We start from the raw sequence: 21982 nt of genomic DNA, 5'->3' as shown, positions 1-21982 counted from the left end.
AATTTAGGTTCGCCTAACATAACCGCGTGCTCGACCAAGGTCATCCCCCGCTGCTCGCCCTGTGCGAGGTCGGCGTCGTGCACTCCGACGAGGAAAATCCGGGCGCCGAGCGGCCGGCGACCCCGTCCGGGGTGAGCTTCGCGATCCGGCCCGGCGAGGCCATCCTGCTGCTCGGCCCCTCCGGCTGCGGCAAGTCGACGCTCGCCCTGACCACGAACGGCCTGATCCCGCACATTGTCGGCGCCGAGCTGGCGGGCACCGTGGAAGTCGGTGGCAAGGACACCCGTGCGCATCGGGTTCCCGAGCTGTCCCGCGACGTAGCCATGGTCTTCCAGGACCCGGACGCGCAGATCGTCACGGCGACCGTGCTGGACGAGGTCTGCTTCGGCCCGGAGAACCTCGGTCTGCCGGTGACCGAGATCGCTGCCCGGGCCGAGGAGGCACTGCGGCGTACCGGCCTGTGGGACCGCCGCGCCGACGACCCGGACCGACTCTCCGGCGGCGGCCGGCAACGACTCGCGATCGCCTGCGCCCTCGCGATGCGCTCCCCGCTGCTCGTGCTGGACGAACCGACGGCGAACCTCGACCCGGCCGGCGTCGAGGAGGTCTACGCCGTCCTGCGCGAGATCGTGGCCGCCGGCGACCGGGGCATTCTGCTCGTGGAGCACAGCCTGGACACGGCCATCGACCTGGTCAGTCGGGTGGTCGTGCTGGACCGTGCCGGCCGGGTGCTCCTCGACGGACCGGCCCGGGAGACCCTGGCCCGGCACTGCGACCTGCTGCTCGGCCTGGGTGTGTGGCTGCCGGTCAGCGCTCTCGCCGGCGTCCGGCTGCGGGCCGGCGGGGTCCCGCTGGAACCCCTGCCGCTGACCCCGGCCGAGCTGGCCGCCGCGTTGGACGCCCAGCCTGAGCTACCGCACCGGTCAACGACGGAAGCGGCTCCCCGTCCCGCCGGCGATCCGGCGCTCGTCGTGGAGCGCCTCACCGTCGTTCGCGGCGGATCGCCGGTGCTGCACGACGTCAGCCTGCGCATCGGCCAGGGCGAGTTCGTCGCCGTCGTCGGCGCCAACGGGGCCGGGAAGACGACCCTGGCGCAGGCCGTCGCGGGCGTGGTCCGCCCGCCGCGCGGCACGGTCACCGTCGCCGGACTCGACCTGGCCCGCGCCGACGCCCGGGAGCTGACTCGGCGGATCGGATTCGTCTTCCAGAACCCCGAGCACCAGTTCGTCACCGGCCGGGTGGACGAGGAGCTGGCCCTCGGCCTGCGGCTGCTCGACCTGCCCGCCGACGAGGTGCGGGCGCGGGTCGACGAGATGCTCGTCCGTTTCGGACTCGACCACCTGCGCGCCTTGCACCCGTTCCTCCTGTCGGGCGGCCAGAAGCGCCGGCTCTCGGTCGGTACGGCTGTCATCGCCCGCCCGAAAATCCTGGTGTTGGACGAACCCACCTTCGGCCAGGACCGCGAACGCGCTGTTGAGTTGCTCGACCTGCTCACCGGCCTGCACGCCGAGGGTGCGACGGTCATCGTGGTCAGCCACGACATGCAGCTCGTGGCCGAGCACGCGACCCGGGTGGTGGTGCTCGCCGAGGGCCGGATCGCCGCCGACGGTACGCCCGCCGAGGTATTCAGCCGCGAGCTGCCCGGATTGCGCCCACCGCCGGTCGCCCGGGCCACCCGGGCGCTGGTCAACCACCCGTCGTGGCGTACGGTGACCCGCCTCGCCGATCTGCCCGCACCTGCCGCGGTGGACGCCGGATGAGCCTCGCCGATCTGCGGACCTACAACCCGCTCGCCAAGCTCTTCGGGCCGCTGCCGTTGATGATCCTGGTGATCGGCACCCGGGACGTGCGCACGCCGGCCATCGTCGCCGCGGCAGCCCTGACGCTGATTCTCCTCGCCGCCCGACCGAACCGCCGGACGTTGGCCTGGCTGCTGTGCGGCATCCCCGCCATTCTCGCCGTCATGAGCGTCTCCTTCGGCGTCTGGACCGATCCGGCCCAGGTCTCGCATACCCGGTTGCTCGCCGATCTGGGCCCGTTCGAGCTGTGGACGGGGGCGGTGGAGACCGGCCTGTCCACGGCGCTCCGGATGGTCGCGGTGCTGTTACTGGCGCTGGTCGGCGGCCTCACCACGACCGGCCCGGACCTGGTGCGGGCGATGATCCGCCAACTCCGGGTGCCGTACCGGATCGGCTATGCGGCCCTGGCCGCGTTCCGGTTCGTGCCGCGCTTCAGTCACGAGCTGGAGGTCATCCGCAGCGCCCACCGGGTCCGCGGACTGTCCGGCGGCCGTGGCCCGATCGCCGCCCTGCGCCGCTCCGGCGGTTACGCGGTGCCGCTGCTGGCCGGCGGCATCCGGCATGCCGAGCGGGTCTCGCTGGCCATGGAGTCCCGGGCGTTCGGCGCCTTCCCCACCCGGACCGAGCGGTACCTCGTGCGGTTCCGGGTCCGCGACGTCGTTCTGATCCTCGCTTTCTGGTGCTTCACCTACGGAGTTTTCGCATGAAGTCCCTCACCACCCGGTTCCTCATGACCTGCGCGGCAATCGGCGCGGCGAGCGGCGTCCTGCTGGTGCCCGCCAACCACGCCAGCGCGGTCCTCGCCACGACCGTCCCCATCGTCTACGCGGGCATGATCGGTTTTTGGATCATCGGCCCGGTCCTGGGTCTCGCGGTCCTGCGCCGCCCCGGTGCGGGCGTGCTCACCATGCTCATCGCCGGCCTGATCAACGTGCCGCTCACCCCGTACGGCCCGACTGCGGTGGTGACGACGCTGATGGTCGGCGTGGCGGTCGAGCTCGGCTTCCTCGTCACCTGGTACCGCATCTGGCGGTCGTGGCTCTTCTACCTGACCACGACGGTGTTCACGGCGATCTACGCGTGGACGGCGTACGTCGCTTTCGAGATGTCCAAGACGGCCTTCGCCGTCCAAGTGTTGTTCTACGTCCTCATGCTGGGCAGCTCGGCGCTGGCGACCTGGGCCGGCCTGGTCCTCGCCCGTCGGGTCGCGAAGACCGGCGTCACCCGCGGCCTGGTCCGCACACCTTCGATGGGAGCCTGACCGTGGGCAACTACAAGCTCCGCAAGCCGGTAAATCCGCAGGTTCTCCTGGTGGAGGTGCAGCGCACCGCCCGGGTCACACCGAACGTGATCCGGGTGACGGTCAGCGCTGAGGGCTTCACGCCACAGGGCTATGACCAGTGGTTCCGCCTGTTCCTGCCCCGCGAGGGCCAGGAGCACCTGCGGCTGCCCACCCGCACGTCGAACCTCTGGTACGCGCAGTACCTGACCACACCGAAGGCCCGGCGGCCGTGGGTGCGCAACTACACGGTGCGCGCGTTCCGGCCGGACACCCACGAGCTCGACATCGACTTCGTCGTGCACACCGAGGAGGACGGCTCGGCGGGCCCGGCGGCGGCGTTCGCGCTGACCGCCAAGGCTGGTGACCAGGTGGGCCTGCTGGATCAAGGCTGCGGCTACAACCCGCGGCACCCGCACAACTGGACGCTGCTGGTGACCGACGAGACCGGGCTGCCCGCGGTGGCCGGAATCTGCGGTTCGTTGCCGGACGACGCCCAGGGCATTGCCATCGTGGAGGTGCCGTCGGAGGCGGACAAGCAGGAGTTCCGGGTGCCGGCCGGCATCGACCTGCGCTGGATTGTCCGCGGCCCGGACGAGCACGTGCCGGGGCGCGCCGCGCTGGCCGCGCTCAAGGCCGCGGACCTGCCGGTCACCCCGGTGTACGCGTTCTTGGCGGGTGAGTCCTCGCTTGCGACGGGTGGCCGCCGGTTCCTGGTCGAGGAACGCCAGATACCCAAGCAGAACCTCGACTTCATCGGATATTGGCGGTACGGCCACTCCCAGGGCTGACCTGGCAACGGTTCCGCTGGCCGTCATCTGGAGTTAACAAAAGCAACACTCCGGATACCATGACATCCATCTATATCTCAGGTGGCACCGCCCGGTGCCACCTGAGCTCGATGGGAGCCCGGTCATGCCCCGTACCGCTTGCCGCGTCGCCGCCGTCCTGACCGCCACCGCAACTTTCATCGTGGGCACCGCCACCGCGGCATCCGCCACACCGCCCGGTATTCCCAGCAAGGCAACCGCCCAGGCCCAGCTCAACGCCCTCACCGTGGCCGCGCAGGGCTCCATGAGTGGTTACTCCCGCGACCTGTTCCCGCACTGGAGCACCGTCAGCGGCAGCTGCAACACCCGGGAGACCGTCCTGATGCGCTACGGCCGCAACGTGGTCACCAACTCGTCGTGCGCTGCCACCTCCGGTAGCTGGTACTCCCCGTACGACGGTGCCACCTGGACCGCCGCGTCCGACGTCGATATCGACCACCTGGTCCCACTGGCCGAGGCCTGGCGCTCCGGCGCTAGCAGCTGGACCACCAGCAAGCGGCAGAGCTTCGCCAACGACCTCACCCGCCCCCAGCTCATCGCGGTCACCGACAACGTCAACCAGGCCAAGGGCGACCAGGACCCGTCGACCTGGCAGCCGTCCGTCACGTCCTACCGGTGCACCTACGCCAAAATGTGGATCGCGGTGAAGTCCTCCTGGTCGCTCACCCTGCAGTCCACCGAGAAGTCCGCTTTGCAGGGCGCGCTGAACACCTGCACCTGATCCAGCGCCGGCGGCGGTAGCCTGACCCGATGTCAGCGGCTCCCGCTCCCCCTTCGGACGTCCTGCCGAGCCTGCTCGGCGTAGCACCCGGCGACGTGCCGGCCGCGCTGAGCGACCTCGTCGGTTCGCCGGTCGGCCCGTCCGAGGTCCGTGTCGATGCCGTCGCGTACGCGTCCGGGTCACCGGCCACCGGCGGGCTGTGGCGGGTCCACGGCGCCGGCTGGTCGATGTTCGTCAAGCAACTGCACCACGTGCGGCACTGGCCCGGACTCGCCCTGATGCCGCCGCCGATCGCCCACGACTTCGCCGCCGAGTTCCCCTGGCGCACCGAGATCGAGCTCTGGGACCCGCGCATCCAGGCTTCGCTGCCGAACGGGCTGCGCGGCCCGATCCTGCACCGACTGATCGAGTTGCCCGATGACCGGCTCGTCCTCTGGCAGGAGGACATCACACCAGCGCCGACCCCCTGGGACACCGAGCGATTCGCCCGCGCCGGCTACCTGCTGGGCCGCTGGAACGCCCGGTCGATGACCCCGGACGTGCTCGCCGTGAGCGCCTTCCCGCCGGGTTATGCCCTGCGCATGTACGCCGAGAAAGCCGTCCAGTTCCGCGGTCTCGCACCCCTGCACGACGACGGACTCTGGTCCCACCCCTGGCTCGCCGACCACGGCGACCTGCGCTCCGGCCTGCGCGACCTCGGCCCGCGCATTCGAGAGCTGCTGGACCGCCTCGACGCCCTCCCGCAAGCCCTGCCGCACGGCGACGCCAGCCCGCAGAACCTCCTGGTTCCGGCCGACGGCAGCGCCGAGTTCGTGGTCATCGACCTGTCCTTCCGTACGCCCCACACGCTCGGGTTCGACCTCGGTCAGCTGCTCATCGGGCTCACCCACGCCGGCCAGCTGCCGGCCGACAACCTGCCCGCGGTCAGCGCGGCGATCGTGCCGGCCTATCTGCGCGGGCTCGCCGAGGAAGGCGTTTCGGGAGTGGACGCCGAGGTCCGCGAAGGCTTCGCCACGTCGGTGTTGCTGCGCAGCGGATTCGACGGGTTCCGCTACGACCTGATCGGCCGCGACGACGCCGAGTCCCGGCACGCGTTCGCCGAGCGAGTCACGATGTCCCGCGTCCTCCTGCAGCAGTTCCGGGAGTGGAGCGTCTGACCACCGCCGTCATCCTCGTCGAAGGCGACAGCGACCGGATCGCCCTCGAAACCCTCGCCGCCCGCCGCGGTCAGGACCTCGCGGCGCGCGGCGTCGAGGTGCTTTCGATCGGTGGCGCTCACGCGATAGCACGCCACATTGCCCGGTTCGGTCCACGGGGTGCCGGCCTGCGCCTCGCCGGACTCTGCGACGCCGCCGAGGCAGACCTATTTCTCCGCGCCCTCACCGCAGCCGGCATCGGCACCCCCCAGACCCACGCCGACCTCGGACGCCTCGGTTTCGGCGTGTGCGTCGCTGACCTGGAAGACGAACTGATCCGCGCCGTCGGCGTACCGGGCGTCGAGGCGGCATTCGCGGCGAACGGCGACCTCCAGGCCTTTCGCACCCTGCAAAACCAGGTGGCCTGGCGGGGCCAGCCCGTGCCCGACCAGCTGCGGCGCTTCCTCGGTGCCGGTTCCCGGCGCAAGCTGCGCTACGCGCGGTTCCTGGTCGAGGCGCTCGACGACGATCGCGTGCCGAAGCCGCTCGACGCGGTCCTCGCGGCGGTGACCTAGCCGACGCGGCTCGCGAAAAGACCCACCGGCCGGTGGCAAGCCTTCAACAAGGCGAGCTACCGGCACCGTAGTGAGCGGCCGTCAGGCGGCTACCGGGACGGAACGCGGAAGTGGCATACCGCCGTGGTCTCGGAGGTGTTCACCCCATCGGTGCTGCGGGCGTGCCAGCCGTAAAGATGACCGGGAATCAGGGCGGGGACGGTGACAGTGACCACGCCGGAGCCGGTGGTCGGTTTACTGACGCCAGCAGCGTCGCCCAGGTAGATCACGTGTTTGTTGTTCTCGTCGTTGTCCCAGAGCGAAAATTCGCCCCAGACCGGCACGGTGGGATCAGGGTGGTCCACGCGCACGGCGAGCTGCGGCGTCAGGCTCGGCACGACGCCATACCCACCGTGGGGATGGCAGCCAGGATCGGCTGGGTTGGCGGCGGCGGGAATCGTCGTGTTCTCGGTCGGAGATGTGGGCCGCACCGTCTGGGCGGCGTACAGATTGGCGAGCTCGGCGGGTTTGAGCGGGTAGGCATAGGCGCGGACGTCGTCGATGTCTCCCTTGAACGGATTCTGCAGGGCGCTGGCGGGTCCGTCCGGCGCTTCGGCGCCGACGGAGAAGGACCCGTCCGCCGTCCAGCGAGCCGAGTGTGCTGCCGTGCCGGCGAGTTTGCCGTCGACATGGAGGGTCATCTTCGCGGTGCTGGCGTCGAAGATGGCGACGAGGTGTGTCCAGACACCGGTTCTGGCAGGCGCGGCGACGCGGTCGACGGCCCCGCCACCAGCGGTGTCCTGGGCCGGCATGGCGAACTGCCAGCTGCTGTCGGACTTGCTGTAGCTCAGTTGCAGACCGTAGGTCGACTCACCGCGTTCGCTGATCACCGTTCCGGAGGACGCACCGGAAGCCACCCGGGCCCAGGCCGACACCGTGAAGCTGCGCCGCGTGGGCACCAGGACGCCGCGCGCTTTGGGGCCTGCGACCCGACCATTGCCACCGAACCGCATGGACCCGCCGCGCACGGCGGACCATGTCGCGTCCCCCGTGACGACGCCGGAGTACCCGTGGCCGGAGGCGTCGGCTGCCGTCGTTCCGCTTGTCTCGGTGAAGTTCCAGGTGATGCCCTGGCCGCGGGTGTAGCCGATCACCGGCGCGTGGTCGGAATAGCCGTTCGGGTCTTCCGCACCCGGGGACTGATTGAGGCTGTCAGCCCACTCGGTCAGCACGTCACAGCCGGAAAAACCGGCCGTGGAGAACAGATAGTCCAGCTTGGTCGGTGCGTCAGGCTTACCGTTCACAGGTGCGTTGAAGTGCGTCACTTCGTTGACGGCGTCATTCGGCACATAGGCCTGCTCATCGCATTCGGCGTAGGGGCCGTCGTACAGCGGTTGCAGCATGTTCTGGGAGCTGAAGGAATGGTTGAAGTCTCCGCCGAGCAGGACGTGGCCCATGGCGCCGAGCTTCCTGACCAGTACGGCGGTCTGCTCCTGATATTGCTGCCTGTTGTCGTGCGCCAGGTGCACGTTGCACAGTGTGGTGACCCATCCTTCGACCTTTGCGCAGTGCATCGGCTTCAACCGAGGGTCGGACGGCGGAAGCAGGTCGACGCCCCAGCTCTCGCTGATCTTGCCGCGGACCAGGATGGCGCTACCGATGGTGCCGTCGATGCCGTCCCGGCACCTGGTCCCGCCGGAGTTCTGCCCGATCTTGGTGACGTAGGTCCACTCCGGGCCGAGCACATGCAGCACCATGGTGAGCAGATTGTTGGTCTGTTGCCCGTTCTCCGGGTAGCAGATCTCCTGCAGAAGCAATGCGTTCAGGTCACGGGTGTGCGCGATGCTGGCGATCGCCTCGGCTTTGCCCTGCTGCTGGTTGCGCCACGGACAGAAGGCATCGTTGCCACGTGACCCGCCGGCCTCGTTGCAGACGTTCCAGCTCATCGCCCGGATCGATTCAAGCTGATAGGCCGCTCCGGCAGGGTCCACCACCGCGCCGGCCGGCTCGAGGGGAGCGGATGTCGCGGACATGCCGGCCACCTTGATCAGACCGAGGGTCGCTACCACGGCGACGGCGGCCCCCCATGATGTCGCCGCCCGAAGGCGGCGGACAGCATTCGACACGCGTTTCTCTCCCCCGTGAGATGAGCCGGTTCCCAGATCGGCCGGCGCCGCCGAATTTGATCTTCCGGCGCGGCAAACCGTAACACCGCCGAGGGTCGATGCGCGGCCCGCCTGCGAGGCCCCTGCCTAGGCAGCCGGCTGCAGGCGGCTCACCAGGTCGCGGGCCGCCGCAGTCCACTCCGTGGGGCGCAGGGTGTGCTGGTCGACCCGGATGATCGTGCGCTTGCCGTGGGCGTAGGTGACGTCGCCCTCGGCCGAGCAGATCCGGAACCGGTAGGTGAGGCTGGACCGGCCGATCTTCTCCAGCGACAGCGCCGCGGCGTACCGGCCGGGCCGGTGGATCGAGCGGTCGAAGGTGACGAGCAACTCCTTGACGACGTTGTAGCCGTCCTCGAGGAGCCCGCCGTCCGCATCCACCCCGATGCCGTGCCGCTGCCAGTACTCCACCCAGGCCCGCTCGGCGAGCGTGGCGTAGCGCGAGTTGTGCAGCATCCCGAGCGAGTCCAGGTCGTCGAAGTGCACACCGACCGACACCAGGACTTCGCCGTCGGCGTTCACGACATCCTCGAGCGAAGCAGGGGACACCATCAATGCACTCCTCGCATAGGGCCCACCCGTTCCCCGCGCGGGCACGAGACCGCACTGTAACGCCCCTGTTGCGGGGCGCGGACCGGGTATGGCGATCTTGTCGTTCGCTGGCGCGACGGTAGCGGCAGCCCTACCGCGACCCGGCCTGCTGGCAGCATGGATCATGAAAGCTCTCCTGCCTAGCGTTACAGACGTCACAACGCGTGCCGGCCCACAACCTCTTGCCGGCGCCATTTCGTCTTACCGGCGTCCGTCCTCGCCGCATCGTCAGGAGAAGAAACCCATGCCCGTCCCCCACCATCCCGCCGGTTCCGGCGCCATCGCCGTCCGGGTCGAGCAACTGACCCGCGTGTACGGCGGGGACGGTCAGCCCGTCACAGCCCTCGGCGGTGTCGACGCCGCGTTCGCCCGCGGCACGTTCACCGCGGTGATGGGACCGTCCGGATCCGGCAAGAGCACCCTGCTGCAGAGCGCCGCCGGCCTCGACCGCCCGACGTCCGGGCGAGTGTGGGTCGGCGCCACCGAGCTCTCACAGCTCTCCGAGACCGCGCTGACCAAGCTGCGGCGTACGGAAATCGGCTTCGTGTTCCAGGCGTTCAACCTGATCGGCGCGCTCACCGTCGAGGAGAACATCCTGCTCCCCCTGCGCCTGTCCAAAGTGCGGCCCGACCGGCGGTGGATCGCCGAAGTGGTCGACCGCGTCGGACTCGGTGAGCGACTGAAGCACCGGCCTGCCGCCCTCTCCGGCGGCCAGCAGCAGCGGGTCGCCATCGCCCGCGCGCTGGCCATGCGGCCGAAGGTCATCTTCTGTGACGAGCCGACCGGCGCCCTGGACACGCAAACCGCCGCCGAGGTGCTCGCGCTGCTGCGCGCCGTGGTCACCGACCAGGGACAGACGGTCATCATGGTCACCCACGACCCGGTCGCCGCCTCCTACGCGGACCGCGTCATGGTGCTGGCCGACGGTCGCATCGTGCGGGACATGCCGCAGCTGGGCGCCAACCGCATCGCTGAGGAACTGGCCTCGCTGGGCCGCGCCCGGGCGGTGCGCTCATGATCAGGCTTGCCGCACAGCTGGCGAGCCGCCGCCTCGGCAGCGCACTCGCCACCCTGCTCGCCCTCACCATCGGCGTTGCGCTCCTCACGGCCATGGGCGCCCTCCTAGAATCCGGCGTCCGCCACCAGCCCGCCCCGGGCCAGTACGCCGCCGCCGACGTGGTCGTCGCCCGGCCGGAGATCGAGTTCACCGCCGAGCAGACAGGCACCGAGTCCGGCGAGACCATCGCCCTGCCCGAAGGCGGCACTGTTCCGGCCGTCCTTGCCGACGAGATCCGCCGCCTCCCCGGGGTGGCCGCCGCGGCCGCCGACTACCAAGTGCCGGTCGTCGCAGCGGGGCCGGCCACCGGCCACGGCTGGAACAGCGCGACGCTGACCCCGTACACCATGGTCAAGGGTGCCGTGCCGACCAGGCCGGGTGACGTGGTCCTTGACGCTCGCGTGGCGGGCAGCACCCAGCCGGGCCAGCAGACACAGCTGGTCGTCGCCGGAATCCCGCGGGACTACCGGGTTACCGGCATCGCCGAAGGCGCAGGCCCGCCGAGCGTCTTCTTCACCGACGCCCACGCCGCCGAGCTGGCCGCAAAGCCCGGCCGCGCCACCGCAATTGGGGTGCTCGCCAAACCCGGATCGGACGTCGACGACCTCGCGAATGCGATCCGCGACCTGCCGGGTGCGGCGGACGCCGTCGCTTACACCGGCGACGATCGAGGTAAGGCCCTGCGCGATCCGCACGCGGCCGCGGAGATGCTGGTGGCGGTCGGCGGCACCTTCGGCGGGTACGTCGCGATGCTCGTCGCCTTCGTCGTGGCGGGCACGATCGGGCTCTCCGTGCGGCACCGCCGTCGCGACCTCGCGCTGCTGCGGGCCATTGCCGCCACGCCGGGCCAGGTACGCCGCATCATCGTGGCGGAAGCCGGACTTCTCGGTCTGTGCAGTGTGGCCCTCGGTGTCCCGGCGGGCCTGCTCGCCACCGGCTGGGCCCGCGATCAGTTCATCGAGCGTGGCTTCATTCCGGCGGACTTCGCCATCGTCACCGGCGGACTCTCCACACTGATCGCCGCGGGCAGCATCGTGGTGCTCGCCGTGCTCGCCGGCCTGATCGCCGCCCGCCGGGTGGCCCGGATCCGCCCGGTCGAAGCGCTCGGTGAGACGGCCATCGAACCGACCCGCAGCGGCAAAGTCCGGTTCATCTTCGGCGTCCTGACGTTCGCCGGCGCCTGCACCGCCGCCGGCTTCGCCGGCGGCACCGGTGGATCCACCGCGGTGAACAGCGCGATCGGCATGCTCTACCTGTTCGTCACCGCCGTCTCGCTGCTCGCGCCCTGGATCAACCGGCTCAGCGCCTGGGTGCTGGCCCCCGTGCTGCGGCTGCTCTGGGGCTCCAGCGGCTACCTCGCCGGCAAGAACCTGAAGGCGAACGCCCAGGGCATGACCACAGTGCTGACCGCACTGGTGCTCTCGGTGGGCTTCGGCGGCTCGGTGTGGTTCCTGCAGGACAACATGCTGCGGCAGACCATCAGCCAGAACCGGGAAGGCACGCTCGCCGACCGCACGCTGATCTCCCCGCACGGGGTGCCGCCCGAGGCGGTCGCCGAGGCTCGGCGCACCCCGGGTGTCGAGGCGGCGACCGGCATCCAGCGCACCTCCATCGTCGTGGCGGGCAGCACGCCCCACACGATCGAGGCGCTCGGCATCGACCCGGACGGCGCGGCCGGCACCCTCGACCCCCGGATCGTGTCCGGTCGACTCGCCGACCTCGGCACCGACAGCATCGCGGTCTCCCGCCTGCAAGCCGGCACCACCGGTTGGCAGCTCGGCGACAAGCCGACGTTCTGGCTCGGCGACGGCACGCCCGTCGCGTTGCGCATCGCCGCCGTGTACGAGCGCGGCCTAGGCTTCGGCGACGTGCTGCTGCCCCGCCAGGTCCTCGCCGGGCACACCGCGACCAGCCTCGACGACCAGATCCTCATCCGCACCAAACCCGGCGCGGACCCCGAGGCTCTCACCGCCCTGGCCGCCCGCTACCCGGGCAGCGCCGTCGTCACCACGGCTGGCCGCAACCAACAACTCGCCGTCGACCTGGCCCTCAGTGCCTGGCTGAACAAGCTGCTCATCGGCGTCATGGTCGGCTACGCCGCGCTGGCCGCCGCCAACACCATGGTGATGGCCGCCCTCGCCCGGCGCCGCGAACTGTCCCTCCTGCGCCTCGTCGGCGTCACCACCCGGCAGGCCAAACGCATGGTCAACGCGGAACAGATCGGCCTGTTGGGCGTCGCCCTGGTCATCGGCGGCAGCATCGCGGCGGGCACCCTGATCGCCGTGGTCGACGCCCTCACCGGCAATCCGGTGCCGTACGTGCCGGTGCTCGGGTGGGTGGCGGTCCTGGGCGGCACCACGGTGTTGGCCCTCGCCACGACGATCCTGCCCGTCGCCCGACTGCTCCGGATCCCCCCGATCCACAGCATCGGCATCAAGGAGTAGGCGGACCGCCGCCGACGCCGAACTCGTTGCCGTCCGGGTCGCGGTAGATGAGTTTGCGGACACCGTTGTCGTACGTCTCGCGGGTCGCCGGCTCGACGCCGCGCTCGGCGGCCGCCGCGGCGAAGGCGTCCAGGTCGTCGAGGAACAGGGTGTTCATCGCGTGACCGGCCTGGTCGGGGCGGCGCTCGATGTATACGTAGCGGTGTTCGGCGAGCTCCCAGACCGCTTCGTCGTCGTTCGGGAAGAAGGCGGGCGGGGCGCCGAACAGACGCTCGTAGAAGGCCAGGGCGGCGGCTCGGTCGGTGACCGGGATGCCCGCGAACAGCTCGACGGTCATCCGGCCAGGATACCGGCGCGAACGCCCGCAACCGGTTGGCAACCACCGGAGGAGTGGCTGCGGAGCAGTTGCGCAACCCGCTTGGCTGCGGCATACGGCTGCCGAAAACCCAGGGCGACAGACCTGGCTGAGCGTGGAAGCAAAGGTGGCTGGCGCCATGGGGTTCTTCGGCAAGCGAGCGGTACCAGCGGCTGGCGAGAGCACCGTCATCGCCGAGGCCCGGCAGAACGCCTCCGCGGTCAGCACGGTGGTCCGCGCACTGCAGGGCGCCTCCTCCGCGGCCGGCGCGGCGCAGGCTGCGCTCGACGCCGTTCGGGAGTGTTTCGGCTGGGCGTACGGCTCGTACTGGCGGATCGACACGCAGGAGCGGGTGCTGCGGTTCTCGGTCGAGTCGGGCGATGCCGGGCCGGAGTTCCGCTCCGTCACCCGCAGCGCGAGCTTCGCCGAAGGCGTCGGGCTGTCCGGCCGGGCATGGAAGGCGCGGGACCTCGTGTTCGTCGCCGACATCGGTCAGGTGCACGACTGTGTGCGGGCGCCCGTCGCCCAGCGGGTCGGCGTCCGCAGCGGCGTCTGCTTTCCGCTGATCGAGAACGGGCAGGTCGTCGGCACCATGGACTTCTTCGCCACGGCGACGCTGGAGCCGTCGGAGCAGCGGCTCGAAACCCTGCGCAGCATCGGTCTGCTGGTGTCGCAGGCCCTCGAACGGATCAGCGCGGCCGAGCACCAGGCGGACGCGGCGGCCGACATCGCGGCGGTCAACACCGTGCTGCGGTCGCTGTCGCGGACCAGCTCGGAACAGGACGCGATCCGGTACGCCCTGGACACCGTCCGCGCCGAGTTCGGGTGGGCGTACGGCTCGTTCTGGGCGGTCGACGAGCGGGACAACGTGCTGACGTTCGGCATGGAGTCCGGCGACGCGGGCGAGGAGTTCCGCCGGATCACCCGCTCGTCGACGTTCGCGCCCGGTGTCGGGCTGGCCGGGCGCACGTGGCGGCAACGGGAGATGGTCTTCGTCGCCGACCTGGGCACGGTCACCGACTGCGTCCGGGCGCCCGCGGCGCAGCGGGTCGGCGTCAAGTCGGGCGTGTGCCTGCCGCTGATCGTGCACGGCCAGGTCATCGGCACACTGGACTTCTTCGCGACCGAGCGGCTGACCATCTCGGAAAGCCGGTCGAGCGCGCTGCAGAACACCGCCTTCCTCATCGCGCAGGCCGTGCAGCGCATCCGGGACAACCAGCGGCTCAGCGCGGCGGGCACCGAGCTGATCACGTCGATCGAGGAGGCCGAGCGCAACGTCGTGCAGGCCACCATCGTGGCGGGCAAGGCCACCGAGGCGACCGACGAGGCGAACACGGCGGTCGGCCGGCTGTCGCAGTCCAGCGGCAAGATCGGCGACGTGGTCAAGGTGATCACGTCGATCGCCGAGCAGACCAACCTGCTCGCCCTGAACGCCACCATCGAGGCCGCGCGGGCGGGTGCCGCGGGCAAGGGCTTCGCCGTGGTCGCCACCGAGGTCAAAGATCTGGCGCAGAGCACCGCCCGAGCCACTCAGGACGTCGCGACGCTGATCGCTGCGATCCAGTCCGACGCCGGCAACGTGGTGCACTCCCTGGGCGCGATCGGCGACATCGTAGGTCAGATCAACGAAACCCAGGCGATGATCAGCAGCGTGCTCACCGAACAGGCCGCGGTCACCCGCGACATCGTCGGAGCTGGCGGTTAGGCCACGCGGACCCGGCCGTTGACCATAAGCTGCATTCATCCGTACGCCACATGCTCTGACCAGGCTCGCGGCGGCCAGTGCCACACTGGCCGCCGCGGTCCTGTTCGCCTTTCCCGGGCCGACGCAGGCGCAAGCACAGGCGGCTGTCGTCCGCTATGACGCGCCGATCAGCCGCACCCGGGTGATGGTGCGGGCGCTGAACTGGCTCCGGCGGGAGATCCCGTACTCACAGAACAACAGCCTGGCCCGCTGGGACCTGAACAAGGGCCGGCGCTACCGGCCGGACTGTTCGGGCTTCGTGGCAATGGCGTGGGCGCTGGATCCGCGGCGGCCGGGCCTGGGCCGTGCGCCGGTGACATGGGAGCTGCCGGGTTACAGCTACCGGGTCACCTGGCCGCGGATGCGGCGCGGCGACATGCTGTTGCACTCGGCGCCCGCGAACCGCGCGGAGGAACACGTCCGGCTGTTCGCGGGCTGGGCCGACGCGCGCCGTACCCGCGCCTGGATCATCGAGCAGAGCAGCACCTACCGCGGCACGGTTCGCCGCGTGGTCACGGTGTCCTCGATGCGCGGACTCTACAAGCCGTTCCGGTACCGGCTGATTCGTTAGCCCCAGAAGACGTAGCGGGCTCCGTAGCGTACGGAAGCGGTCTGACCGTCTCGGCACTTGCGCGCGGGGGCGACGCCGCCGGACGTGGCAAGCCGCTGGATGTGGGTCGCCTTGGCGAGGATGCCGTCAGCCGGGCCGCTGTGGCTGTTGATCTCGAGCAACAGCTCGGGGATCGTGCCGTCGCGACGCTGCTCGCCCACCTTCACGGCGGTCACCAGGGAGCCGTCCCGCTCGGACTGCCAGCTCGGTCCCTGGAAGTGATGGATCCGCCCGCCGGTGCCGACCAGTTTCGCCTCCGGCACCGAAGCGCCCACGAACGTGCCTTTCGCGCAGGTGTAGGTCTGGGTGCCGCTGACGACGCGGTACGAGCCGAGCTGCCGCAGCCCCGCGGGTGGGGTGATCGGCGACGGCGAGGGCGTAGCACTCGGGCGGGGCCGTGGCGGCAGGGTCTGCTCGGCGGCGGAGGCTTGGAAGGTGACGGCCGTGACGGCGCCAACGACGGCGAGGGCGGCGGCTCCGCCAAGGGCGGTGCGCAGTGGGGTCCGCATGAACGAGTTCCTCCGGCTGGGAATGCGACGTCTGTCGACCATGGACACGGGCGGCAGCCGCCGGCGGTTCATCGATCTGCCCGAATGGCTGCGGAGCCGGCCCGTTCGGACAGCCCCGAAGGGAGGACCACAAGCGGACGGAAACTGACCGCTATTGCGGGCAGAGTGCAGGGTATGTCGCACCGACTCAGCCTGCAGGCACTCAACCGCGCCACGCTCGCCCGACAACTCCTGCTCACCCGGGCGGACATCCCGGCCCTCGACGCGGTCGCGCACCTGTGCGGCCTGCAGGCCCAGGAGCCGCAGGAACCGTACGTGGGGTTGTGGTCGCGCCTGCACGAGTTCGACCCTGAGGAACTGTCCGGGCTGGTCGCCGACCGACGGGCGGTACGAACCCACCTGATGCGCCGCACCATCCACCTGGTCACCGCTCGCGACGCCCTCGCCTGGCGATCCCGGCACGACGCCATGCTGCTCCAGCGGATGCTCGGCGTCTACCGCCGCGACCTGGCCGGAATCGACCTCGACGAGCTCGCGGCAGCCGGCCGGGAACTGATGGCCGACGGTGAACCCCGGTCGATGGGCGACGTCGGCCGCGCACTGGCCGCCCGCTGGCCCACCCCAGGATTCCGGGCACTGGGCGAGGCGGTGGTCGGCTCGCTCGTCCCGATGGTGCAGCTGCCGCCCCGGGGCTTGTGGAAGACGGCTGCGGGCGTACGCAACGCGCTGTTGTCCTCCTGGTTGGGCAGCGAGGTAGCCCCGCTCGCCGCGGACGCCGACCCGGTCGGCGCGGAATTGATCCGGCGTTATCTGGCCGCATTCGGTCCTGCGGCGACCGCCGACCTGCGCGCCTGGTCCGGCCTGGCTGGGCTGCCCGGCGCGGTGGCGGCCGTGCGGAACGAGCTGGCTTCCTTCCGCGACGAGCGAGGTCGGGAACTGCTCGACCTGCCCGACGCGCCGCGCCCCGACCCGGACACCCCCGCCCCGATCCGATTCCTGCCCGCCTTCGACAACGCGATCCTCGGATACGACGACCGCAGCCGCATCATCGACGACGCCCACCGCGGCATCTCCGTCGCCGGCGAACGCGCCGTCCTCGTCGACGGCAGGGTCGCCGCGACCTGGACCGTCACGGACGACGTCGTGGTGGTCACCCCGCTACGGCCACTCTCCCGCGCCGACCGGTCCGCCGTCGCCGACGAGGGCCACCACCTCGCCGGATTCCTGTCCGACGGCGCACACCGTCGGGTCCGCGTGGCAGCATCTCCCGCCTGAACAGCCCGTCGCCGCCCACCCCGCCCGGTCGTTGATCGTGACGTTGAGAAGATCGGGTGGACGGAGCAATGCGGTGCTGAATGGAGCTGTCCGGCCAGGTGGCCTCGCCATCGCCCTCAGCGGCACGGCCGCGGCCGCGATCGCCATGGCCGCCGCCCCATGGGTCCGCGCCCAGGTGCTCCCGATCATGGTCCTGCCCCTGCTCCTCGCGGTGATAGCCGGCGGCGCCGCCGCGGCAGCCCTCCCCCGCTGGGCCGCCGGCGGCGCCATCGTGGCCGCCGTAGCCGCAGTGCAGGTCGCCGGCATGGCAACGGTCGCCCGCCGCGACATCCTCAACTTCGCCGGCGCCGGCGGCACCAGCTACGACCAGGCCTACCTCCAATCCCCCTTCCTCACGGCGCTCGCCGTAGCCGCAGCCGCCGCGGCAGGCCTGGCCCTGCTCATGGCCCTCCTGCTCCTCGTCGACCCACGGCGGCTGGTCCGCGCCTACCGCAGCCTCGAAGTGTGGGCCGGGCTCCTCGTCGTGGCCGCCGTCCCCATCGGCCTGTGCTGGGCCCTTGGCTACGGCAGTCTCAGCGCGCTGGGCCAGTTCGCCCTCTGGTGGTCAGTGCCGTGGGGGCTGGCACTGGTCGCGGCCGGGATCGCCCGCGCGCAAGGACGCTGGGCCGCCTGGCTCAGCCTGGCCGGATCCGTGGCCCTGAGCGTCGCGTGCGTCGTCGCCCCGCTGCTCAACGGCCCGTATCTACGTTTTCCCGACTGATCGCGCCGGCCCCGTATATGCGTTTTCCCGACAGAGTCTCAACCGGCGGCGCTGGCCGAAGCCGCCTGGATCGACTTGTGCAGGGCGGGTCCGATCGGGCCGGTGAGTTCGGAAAGCTCCTGGATACGCCGCTTGTGGGCGCGCCTGCTCCGGCGGTCGAGGACGAGATTGAGTTCCCCCGCGGCGACGATGGTGACGAGCGCGGCGTCGGCGGGATCGACCCGGCCCGCGGCGCCTCGGAGGGCACCGTTGACCCGGCTGACGAGTTCCTTGCGAACCCGCGGGTCGCGCATGGTCACCCTCGTTGCAGGAAACAAACCCAGCATTTTGTACGGTTCGCAGCGCGCCCAACCGCCGTCCGCAAGTTGCTGGCGGACCGCGCTGACGGTGGGGCGCTGCCGCTTACCGATCCAGTGCTGCCACTTGCGGGGCCTGGCTCCGGCGATTTCCTCGAGGAGCCCGTCGAGGACCGGGTCACCGGACGGGCGCGCGCTGCTGCTGACGGCGCGGCCGCGTTCGTCGGCCAGGTGGCCCTTGAGGTAGAGGTCGGCGAGAGCGGCGGCACGCAGCATCGCACCTAGTTCCGTGCTGAAGCCGACTCGTCCTTTGTCGGGGTGGTAGGCCAGGAGGTAGCTGCACTGTGGAAGGTTGCCGGGCACAGTCATCTCATTCCTCTTCCGACTCGGGTTCGGCAGGGGGTCGGCCGGGGCCGCGCATCCGGCCGACTCCCCCGGGCAGCCGACTGGCGTCGGCGAGCGCTTTCCGCAGCAGGAACTCGATCTGGGCGTTCGTGCTGCGCAGCTCGTCCCCGGCCCACCGTGCAAGGGCGTCGTGCACGGCAGGGTCGAGCCGGAGAAGGAGCTTCTTTCGTTCGGTAGCCATGGGCCTAGGAGTAGAGAGTGCCCGCGTTGACCACAGGCTGGGCGTCTCGATCGCCGCACAGCACCACCAGCAGGTTGCTGACCATCGCGGCCTTGCGCTCCTCGTCGAGGTCGACGACTTCGTGCTCGGCCAGGCGCTGCAGCGCCATCTCCACCATGCCGACCGCGCCTTCGACGATGCGGGCCCGGGCCGCGACGATGGCGTTTGCCTGCTGTCGGCGCAGCATGGCGTGCGCGATCTCAGGTGCGTAGGCGAGGCGGGTCAGCCGGGACTCGATGATCTTCACGCCGGCGGCGGCCACCCGCACCCCGATCTCTTCGGACAGTTTGGCGGTGATCTCGTCGGCGTTGTCACGCAACGACATCCGCGCGGTGTCGTGGGAGTCGTACGAGTAGGTGTTGGCGATGTGCCGCACCGCGGTCTCGGTCTGGATGGCGACGAACTCGATGAAGTCGTCGACCTCGAAGACGGCCCGGGCGGTGTCTTCGACCTGCCAGACGACGACCGAGGCGATCTCGATGGGATTGCCGTCAGCGTCGTTGACCTTCAGTACGTCAGTTTCGTGGTTGCGGATTCGGGTGGAGACGCGGCGCCGCGCAGTCAGCGGGTTGACCCAGCGCAGTCCGTCGGTGCGGACCGTTCCGGTGTAGCGCCCGAGCAGCTGGAGGACGCGAACCTCGCCGGGTGCCACCGGCGTGAGGCCGGCCAGGGCGGCCAGAGCCGCCAACCCGAAGAGCACGCTGACACCGACGGTGCTGAGAATGGCCGCGTCGCCCTCCTGCTGCAGGCCGGCGATGAACCCGGCAGCACTGAGCAGCAGCACCAGAACGGAGACGGCGAGGACCGGCCAACCCGAGGTGCCCCGGGCAATGCGCTCCCGAACCTGCGGCGCAGGCAGATCGAGGTGTTCCGACATGAGAGCCTCCCTCAACGTGGCGATGTCTAGAGGCTAGCAATGTGATATCACTTTTCGCAAGCAGCACCATCACGTCGCCAGAGCGGTGCCCGTTATCCAGCCAGGCCGATCTTGAGCGCCAGATCGGTAGCTTGCCGACGCAACGCCGGCGAACCAGCGAGGACGTCGGAGGCCATCTGGCGGGCATAGCCGTTGAACCGGATCGTTTCTGGAGCAGTGCGATATGCCTGGACAAGCAAGCCGAGAACAGCGTCGTCCTCCCGGCCGAGGTGGTGACCACGCGCGACTTCGATCAAATGCCGCGCGCGGCGAGGCCGCGAGGGAATGACATCGCCGCCATGGGCCGCAGTTGCCAGCCGCACCGCCCTGGCGCCCCTGCGGAGCTCGACTTCGAGGGTGACCGCGTGAGCAATTATCACGGGCCGGGAAAAGCTGGTGGCGCGCTGGTAATAGCCCTCGGGCAACCTCTGCATGATGCGGTCTGCCTCGTCCCAGGATCGCCACGCGCTTCCGGAACGGCCGGAGCGTGCGGCGGTGAACGCCGCGGCGGCATGCAACGCTCCGCTCATCGCAAGCAGTTCGTTGTCGGCATCAGGTAGGTGTGGGCGCAGCGCGGCAAGGACCTCGTGGGTAACGGCTTGGGCGGTGTCCCAGTCCCCCGCGTCGCGGTGCGCCTCAATGGCGAACCAACTCGCTTGGGCGAGGGCCAGCGGGCTGCCGGATTCCTGAGCGGCGAGCATTGCTCGGTCAGCAACCCGCCACAGCAGATCGGCGGCAGGTTGGTAAGCCAGAAACATCTGCGCCAGACCAAGGACATCGGCAAGCTGCGCTTGAGCACGGCGCCGCTCGGGTCCTGAGTAGGTGCGGCAGGCAAGTTGGACGTCGCGAATCAGGTCAGGTAGCAGACTGCCGATGACGGTGCGATGGTCGGGAGCAGCGTGCCGAGCCCGCCATGCCGCAGCGACTCGGTCATCGATGTGCTCCAGCGACGGCGCCGGATCATCAGGGGCGGCCCATTGATTGAGCGCTCGGCGGACCTGCGACAAGGCGGGGTGCGCAGCCCCTGGGTGGAGAACGACTTGCTCGTCCACAGTGATCAGGGATTGCACCGGCACCTGAAGCGCTCGGGCAATCTGTCCGAGGGTCGTCAGCCGGGGCGGCAGGATGCGTCCGGTCTCGACGCTCTTGACCCAGTCGACCGACTTGCCGACCAGCCCGGCCAGCACCGCCCGGGTCATGCCGGCCCGCTGACGGTACAACCGGATCAGCTGTCCAGCGCTCAACGCTGGCAGTTCGTCGGGTCCTCGCATTGTCTGTACCTTTCGCGCAACGACATTGCCCACCGTACGCGCTGTGCGTCGCGCTGAGCAGTGCCGAACAGGGGGAGCATTGCTCCCCCTTCCCCACCCTCGCAGCACATAGGTTTCGCCGATGATTTCGTACGCGCTCGTCGCAGCCGCCTCCTTCCTCACCGGCCTGGCGATCGGCTGGTGGCTGCGTCTCACCACTTCGTGGTGCAAGTATTGCGGGCACAAGCTGGCTTGCATCGCCTGCCGCCGCACCCCCTCTGGTGAAATCGCTGATAGCCGGGCAGTCGTTTCCGCTGCCGGCGAAACGCCGAGATCGGTGACTGACCCGCGCGCAAAGGCAAGAAAACAGTGACTGACTCCCGCGAGCCGGCCTGTTACAGCGGTGGTCTCCGCGACCCGATCATGTTCAGCTCGCGTCCGCCGACTGTCCGTGGGCGCGCCCGCGTGTACTACCCACACCGCGCTGCCGCCGACGACCAGCCCGCTGCCAACCGGCAGGAACGCCTACTAGTACGCCCCTACGTGTTACCGCCGGCAAAGCGAGGTCGGGATGACGCCGCACGCCGATAAGCGGCATCCGCCTTTGCCAAGTCCCGGTGACATAGTGCGGCTGACGCGGGCTGCCTCGGTCCAATTCACCAAGCCGCTGCTGTTTCGGATCATCCGCGTCCGCGACCGGACCACCCACGAAGGGTGGGTGTGGCTCGACGGCTACGAGCTCAACGCCGCGGGAAGGGCTGTCGAGCGCCGCGAGGTCTTCGTCCAGATCAGCGGTCTCCAATCGGCAGCGATCGCACACCGCCCGCGTCATGGCCGGATGCGGTAGCTAGTGATATCAGGGTCACCATGAGGCCTCAAGTGGGCCTGTTCGTCGCCGATCCAAGTGCCACCTGGCGTGGGTCGGCACCAGGGCAACCGGACGGCACCCGGTTGGGGCCTTGGTCTGCTCCTAGCGTCCGTGAATCTTTCTCCCATGCCCGGCCGACAACGCGGCCGGACAGACTGTGGGGGAGAACAAGATTTTGCGTCGCTCGGCCATCTCGAAGAC

General features: G+C 70.1%; 23 protein-coding genes and 1 pseudogene. 16 read left to right on the top strand and 8 right to left on the bottom strand.

Annotated features, from left to right (window positions below):
• Positions 1 to 26: 26 nt before the first annotated feature.
• From ACIA1L_RS32265 to ACIA1L_RS32235, 7 genes are all read left to right on the top strand, one after another.
• Positions 27 to 1760: an ABC transporter ATP-binding protein gene (locus ACIA1L_RS32265; RefSeq protein WP_396076844.1), complete on the top strand. Its 1734-nt coding sequence runs from the start codon at positions 27 to 29 to the stop codon at positions 1758 to 1760.
• Positions 1757 to 2506, top strand: a complete 750-nt coding sequence (locus ACIA1L_RS32260; RefSeq protein ID WP_396076843.1) for an energy-coupling factor transporter transmembrane component T — start codon at positions 1757 to 1759, stop codon at positions 2504 to 2506. Before ACIA1L_RS32265 ends, ACIA1L_RS32260 begins: the two co-directional genes overlap by 4 nt.
• Positions 2503 to 3060, top strand: a complete 558-nt coding sequence (locus ACIA1L_RS32255) for an ECF transporter S component (protein ID WP_396076842.1) — start codon at positions 2503 to 2505, stop codon at positions 3058 to 3060. The genes ACIA1L_RS32260 and ACIA1L_RS32255 overlap by 4 nt, the downstream gene beginning before the upstream one ends.
• A gap of 2 nt (positions 3061 to 3062) precedes the next feature.
• Positions 3063 to 3869, top strand: a complete 807-nt coding sequence (locus ACIA1L_RS32250; RefSeq protein ID WP_396076841.1) for a siderophore-interacting protein — start codon at positions 3063 to 3065, stop codon at positions 3867 to 3869.
• Between the two features lie 124 nt (positions 3870 to 3993).
• The gene (locus ACIA1L_RS32245) at positions 3994 to 4629 is read left to right on the top strand and encodes an HNH endonuclease family protein (protein WP_396076840.1); all 636 of its coding nucleotides are present in this window, start codon (positions 3994 to 3996) and stop codon (positions 4627 to 4629) included.
• A gap of 29 nt (positions 4630 to 4658) precedes the next feature.
• Entirely contained in the window at positions 4659 to 5786 is a 1128-nt protein-coding gene (locus ACIA1L_RS32240; RefSeq protein WP_396076839.1) for a hypothetical protein, read from the top strand.
• Positions 5774 to 6340, top strand: a complete 567-nt coding sequence (locus tag ACIA1L_RS32235; protein WP_396076838.1) for a TOPRIM nucleotidyl transferase/hydrolase domain-containing protein — start codon at positions 5774 to 5776, stop codon at positions 6338 to 6340. The genes ACIA1L_RS32240 and ACIA1L_RS32235 overlap by 13 nt, the downstream gene beginning before the upstream one ends.
• 89 nt (positions 6341 to 6429) lie before the next feature.
• Here the strand turns inward: ACIA1L_RS32235 and ACIA1L_RS32230 are convergent, their stop codons facing one another.
• Positions 6430 to 8352, bottom strand: a complete 1923-nt coding sequence (locus ACIA1L_RS32230; protein WP_396076837.1) for a LamG-like jellyroll fold domain-containing protein — start codon at positions 8350 to 8352, stop codon at positions 6430 to 6432.
• Between the two features lie 219 nt (positions 8353 to 8571).
• Complete coding sequence (locus tag ACIA1L_RS32225) at positions 8572 to 9033, bottom strand: acyl-CoA thioesterase (RefSeq protein WP_396076836.1); 462 nt, start codon at positions 9031 to 9033, stop codon at positions 8572 to 8574.
• Between the two features lie 283 nt (positions 9034 to 9316).
• Between ACIA1L_RS32225 and ACIA1L_RS32220 the strand changes: the two genes are divergently transcribed.
• Together ACIA1L_RS32220 and ACIA1L_RS32215 are read left to right on the top strand one after the other, a co-directional pair.
• Positions 9317 to 10090 carry an ABC transporter ATP-binding protein gene (locus tag ACIA1L_RS32220; protein ID WP_396076835.1) on the top strand — a complete coding sequence of 258 codons (774 nt, stop codon included), beginning with the start codon at positions 9317 to 9319 and terminating at the stop codon, positions 10088 to 10090.
• Positions 10087 to 12573: an ABC transporter permease gene (locus ACIA1L_RS32215; RefSeq protein ID WP_396076834.1), complete on the top strand. Its 2487-nt coding sequence runs from the start codon at positions 10087 to 10089 to the stop codon at positions 12571 to 12573. Before ACIA1L_RS32220 ends, ACIA1L_RS32215 begins: the two co-directional genes overlap by 4 nt.
• Here the strand turns inward: ACIA1L_RS32215 and ACIA1L_RS32210 are convergent.
• Positions 12563 to 12910, bottom strand: coding sequence for a VOC family protein (locus tag ACIA1L_RS32210; RefSeq protein WP_396076833.1), 348 nt, complete (start codon positions 12908 to 12910; stop codon positions 12563 to 12565). The genes ACIA1L_RS32215 and ACIA1L_RS32210 overlap by 11 nt on opposite strands.
• On the opposite strand from ACIA1L_RS32210, the pseudogene ACIA1L_RS32205 reads away from it, so the two are divergent.
• From ACIA1L_RS32205 to ACIA1L_RS32195, 3 genes and pseudogenes are all read left to right on the top strand, one after another.
• Positions 12885 to 14117, top strand: a pseudogene (locus ACIA1L_RS32205) (GAF domain-containing protein); the annotation flags it as partial. The gene ACIA1L_RS32210 and the pseudogene ACIA1L_RS32205 overlap by 26 nt on opposite strands.
• A 6-nt stretch (positions 14118 to 14123) precedes the next feature.
• The gene (locus tag ACIA1L_RS32200; protein ID WP_396076863.1) at positions 14124 to 14633 is read left to right on the top strand and encodes a methyl-accepting chemotaxis protein; all 510 of its coding nucleotides are present in this window, start codon (positions 14124 to 14126) and stop codon (positions 14631 to 14633) included.
• Positions 14634 to 14814: 181 nt separating this feature from the next.
• Entirely contained in the window at positions 14815 to 15243 is a 429-nt protein-coding gene (locus ACIA1L_RS32195; protein ID WP_396076832.1) for a hypothetical protein, read from the top strand.
• On the opposite strand, the gene ACIA1L_RS32190 is transcribed toward ACIA1L_RS32195, so the two are convergent.
• Entirely contained in the window at positions 15240 to 15791 is a 552-nt protein-coding gene (locus ACIA1L_RS32190; RefSeq protein WP_396076831.1) for a DUF3455 domain-containing protein, read from the bottom strand. The two genes, ACIA1L_RS32195 and ACIA1L_RS32190, sit on opposite strands and share 4 nt — an antisense overlap.
• A gap of 174 nt (positions 15792 to 15965) precedes the next feature.
• Between ACIA1L_RS32190 and ACIA1L_RS32185 the strand changes: the two genes are divergently transcribed.
• Both ACIA1L_RS32185 and ACIA1L_RS32180 read left to right on the top strand, forming a co-directional pair.
• Positions 15966 to 17066: a winged helix DNA-binding domain-containing protein gene (locus ACIA1L_RS32185; RefSeq protein ID WP_396076830.1), complete on the top strand. Its 1101-nt coding sequence runs from the start codon at positions 15966 to 15968 to the stop codon at positions 17064 to 17066.
• A gap of 73 nt (positions 17067 to 17139) precedes the next feature.
• Positions 17140 to 17826, top strand: a complete 687-nt coding sequence (locus ACIA1L_RS32180) for a hypothetical protein (RefSeq protein WP_396076829.1) — start codon at positions 17140 to 17142, stop codon at positions 17824 to 17826.
• 38 nt (positions 17827 to 17864) lie between these two features.
• Here ACIA1L_RS32180 and ACIA1L_RS32175 read toward each other — a convergent pair whose 3' ends face one another.
• From ACIA1L_RS32175 to ACIA1L_RS32160, 4 genes are all read right to left on the bottom strand, one after another.
• Positions 17865 to 18491, bottom strand: a complete 627-nt coding sequence (locus ACIA1L_RS32175) for a GPP34 family phosphoprotein (protein WP_396076828.1) — start codon at positions 18489 to 18491, stop codon at positions 17865 to 17867.
• A 1-nt stretch (position 18492) separates the two neighbouring features.
• Positions 18493 to 18708 (bottom strand): hypothetical protein, encoded by a 216-nt coding sequence (locus tag ACIA1L_RS32170; protein WP_396076827.1) that lies wholly within the window; start codon positions 18706 to 18708, stop codon positions 18493 to 18495.
• A 4-nt stretch (positions 18709 to 18712) separates the two neighbouring features.
• Positions 18713 to 19624, bottom strand: a complete 912-nt coding sequence (locus ACIA1L_RS32165; protein ID WP_396076826.1) for an SPFH domain-containing protein — start codon at positions 19622 to 19624, stop codon at positions 18713 to 18715.
• A 92-nt stretch (positions 19625 to 19716) separates the two neighbouring features.
• A complete protein-coding gene (locus ACIA1L_RS32160; protein WP_396076825.1) occupies positions 19717 to 20934 on the bottom strand; it encodes a multiprotein-bridging factor 1 family protein in 1218 nt (405 codons plus the stop codon).
• A gap of 121 nt (positions 20935 to 21055) precedes the next feature.
• On the opposite strand from ACIA1L_RS32160, the gene ACIA1L_RS32155 reads away from it, so the two are divergent.
• Both ACIA1L_RS32155 and ACIA1L_RS32150 read left to right on the top strand, forming a co-directional pair.
• A complete protein-coding gene (locus ACIA1L_RS32155) occupies positions 21056 to 21286 on the top strand; it encodes a hypothetical protein (protein WP_396076824.1) in 231 nt (76 codons plus the stop codon).
• Positions 21287 to 21484: 198 nt separating this feature from the next.
• Entirely contained in the window at positions 21485 to 21760 is a 276-nt protein-coding gene (locus ACIA1L_RS32150; protein WP_396076823.1) for a hypothetical protein, read from the top strand.
• Positions 21761 to 21982 lie beyond the last annotated feature (222 nt).

Origin of the sequence: Actinoplanes sp. NPDC051859, from assembly GCF_044452725.1 — a bacterium.
Classification (GTDB): Bacteria; Actinomycetota; Actinomycetes; order Mycobacteriales; family Micromonosporaceae; genus Actinoplanes.
The sequence above is the reverse complement of the archived record's forward strand: the minus strand, read 5'-3'. Positions and strand labels throughout refer to the sequence as shown.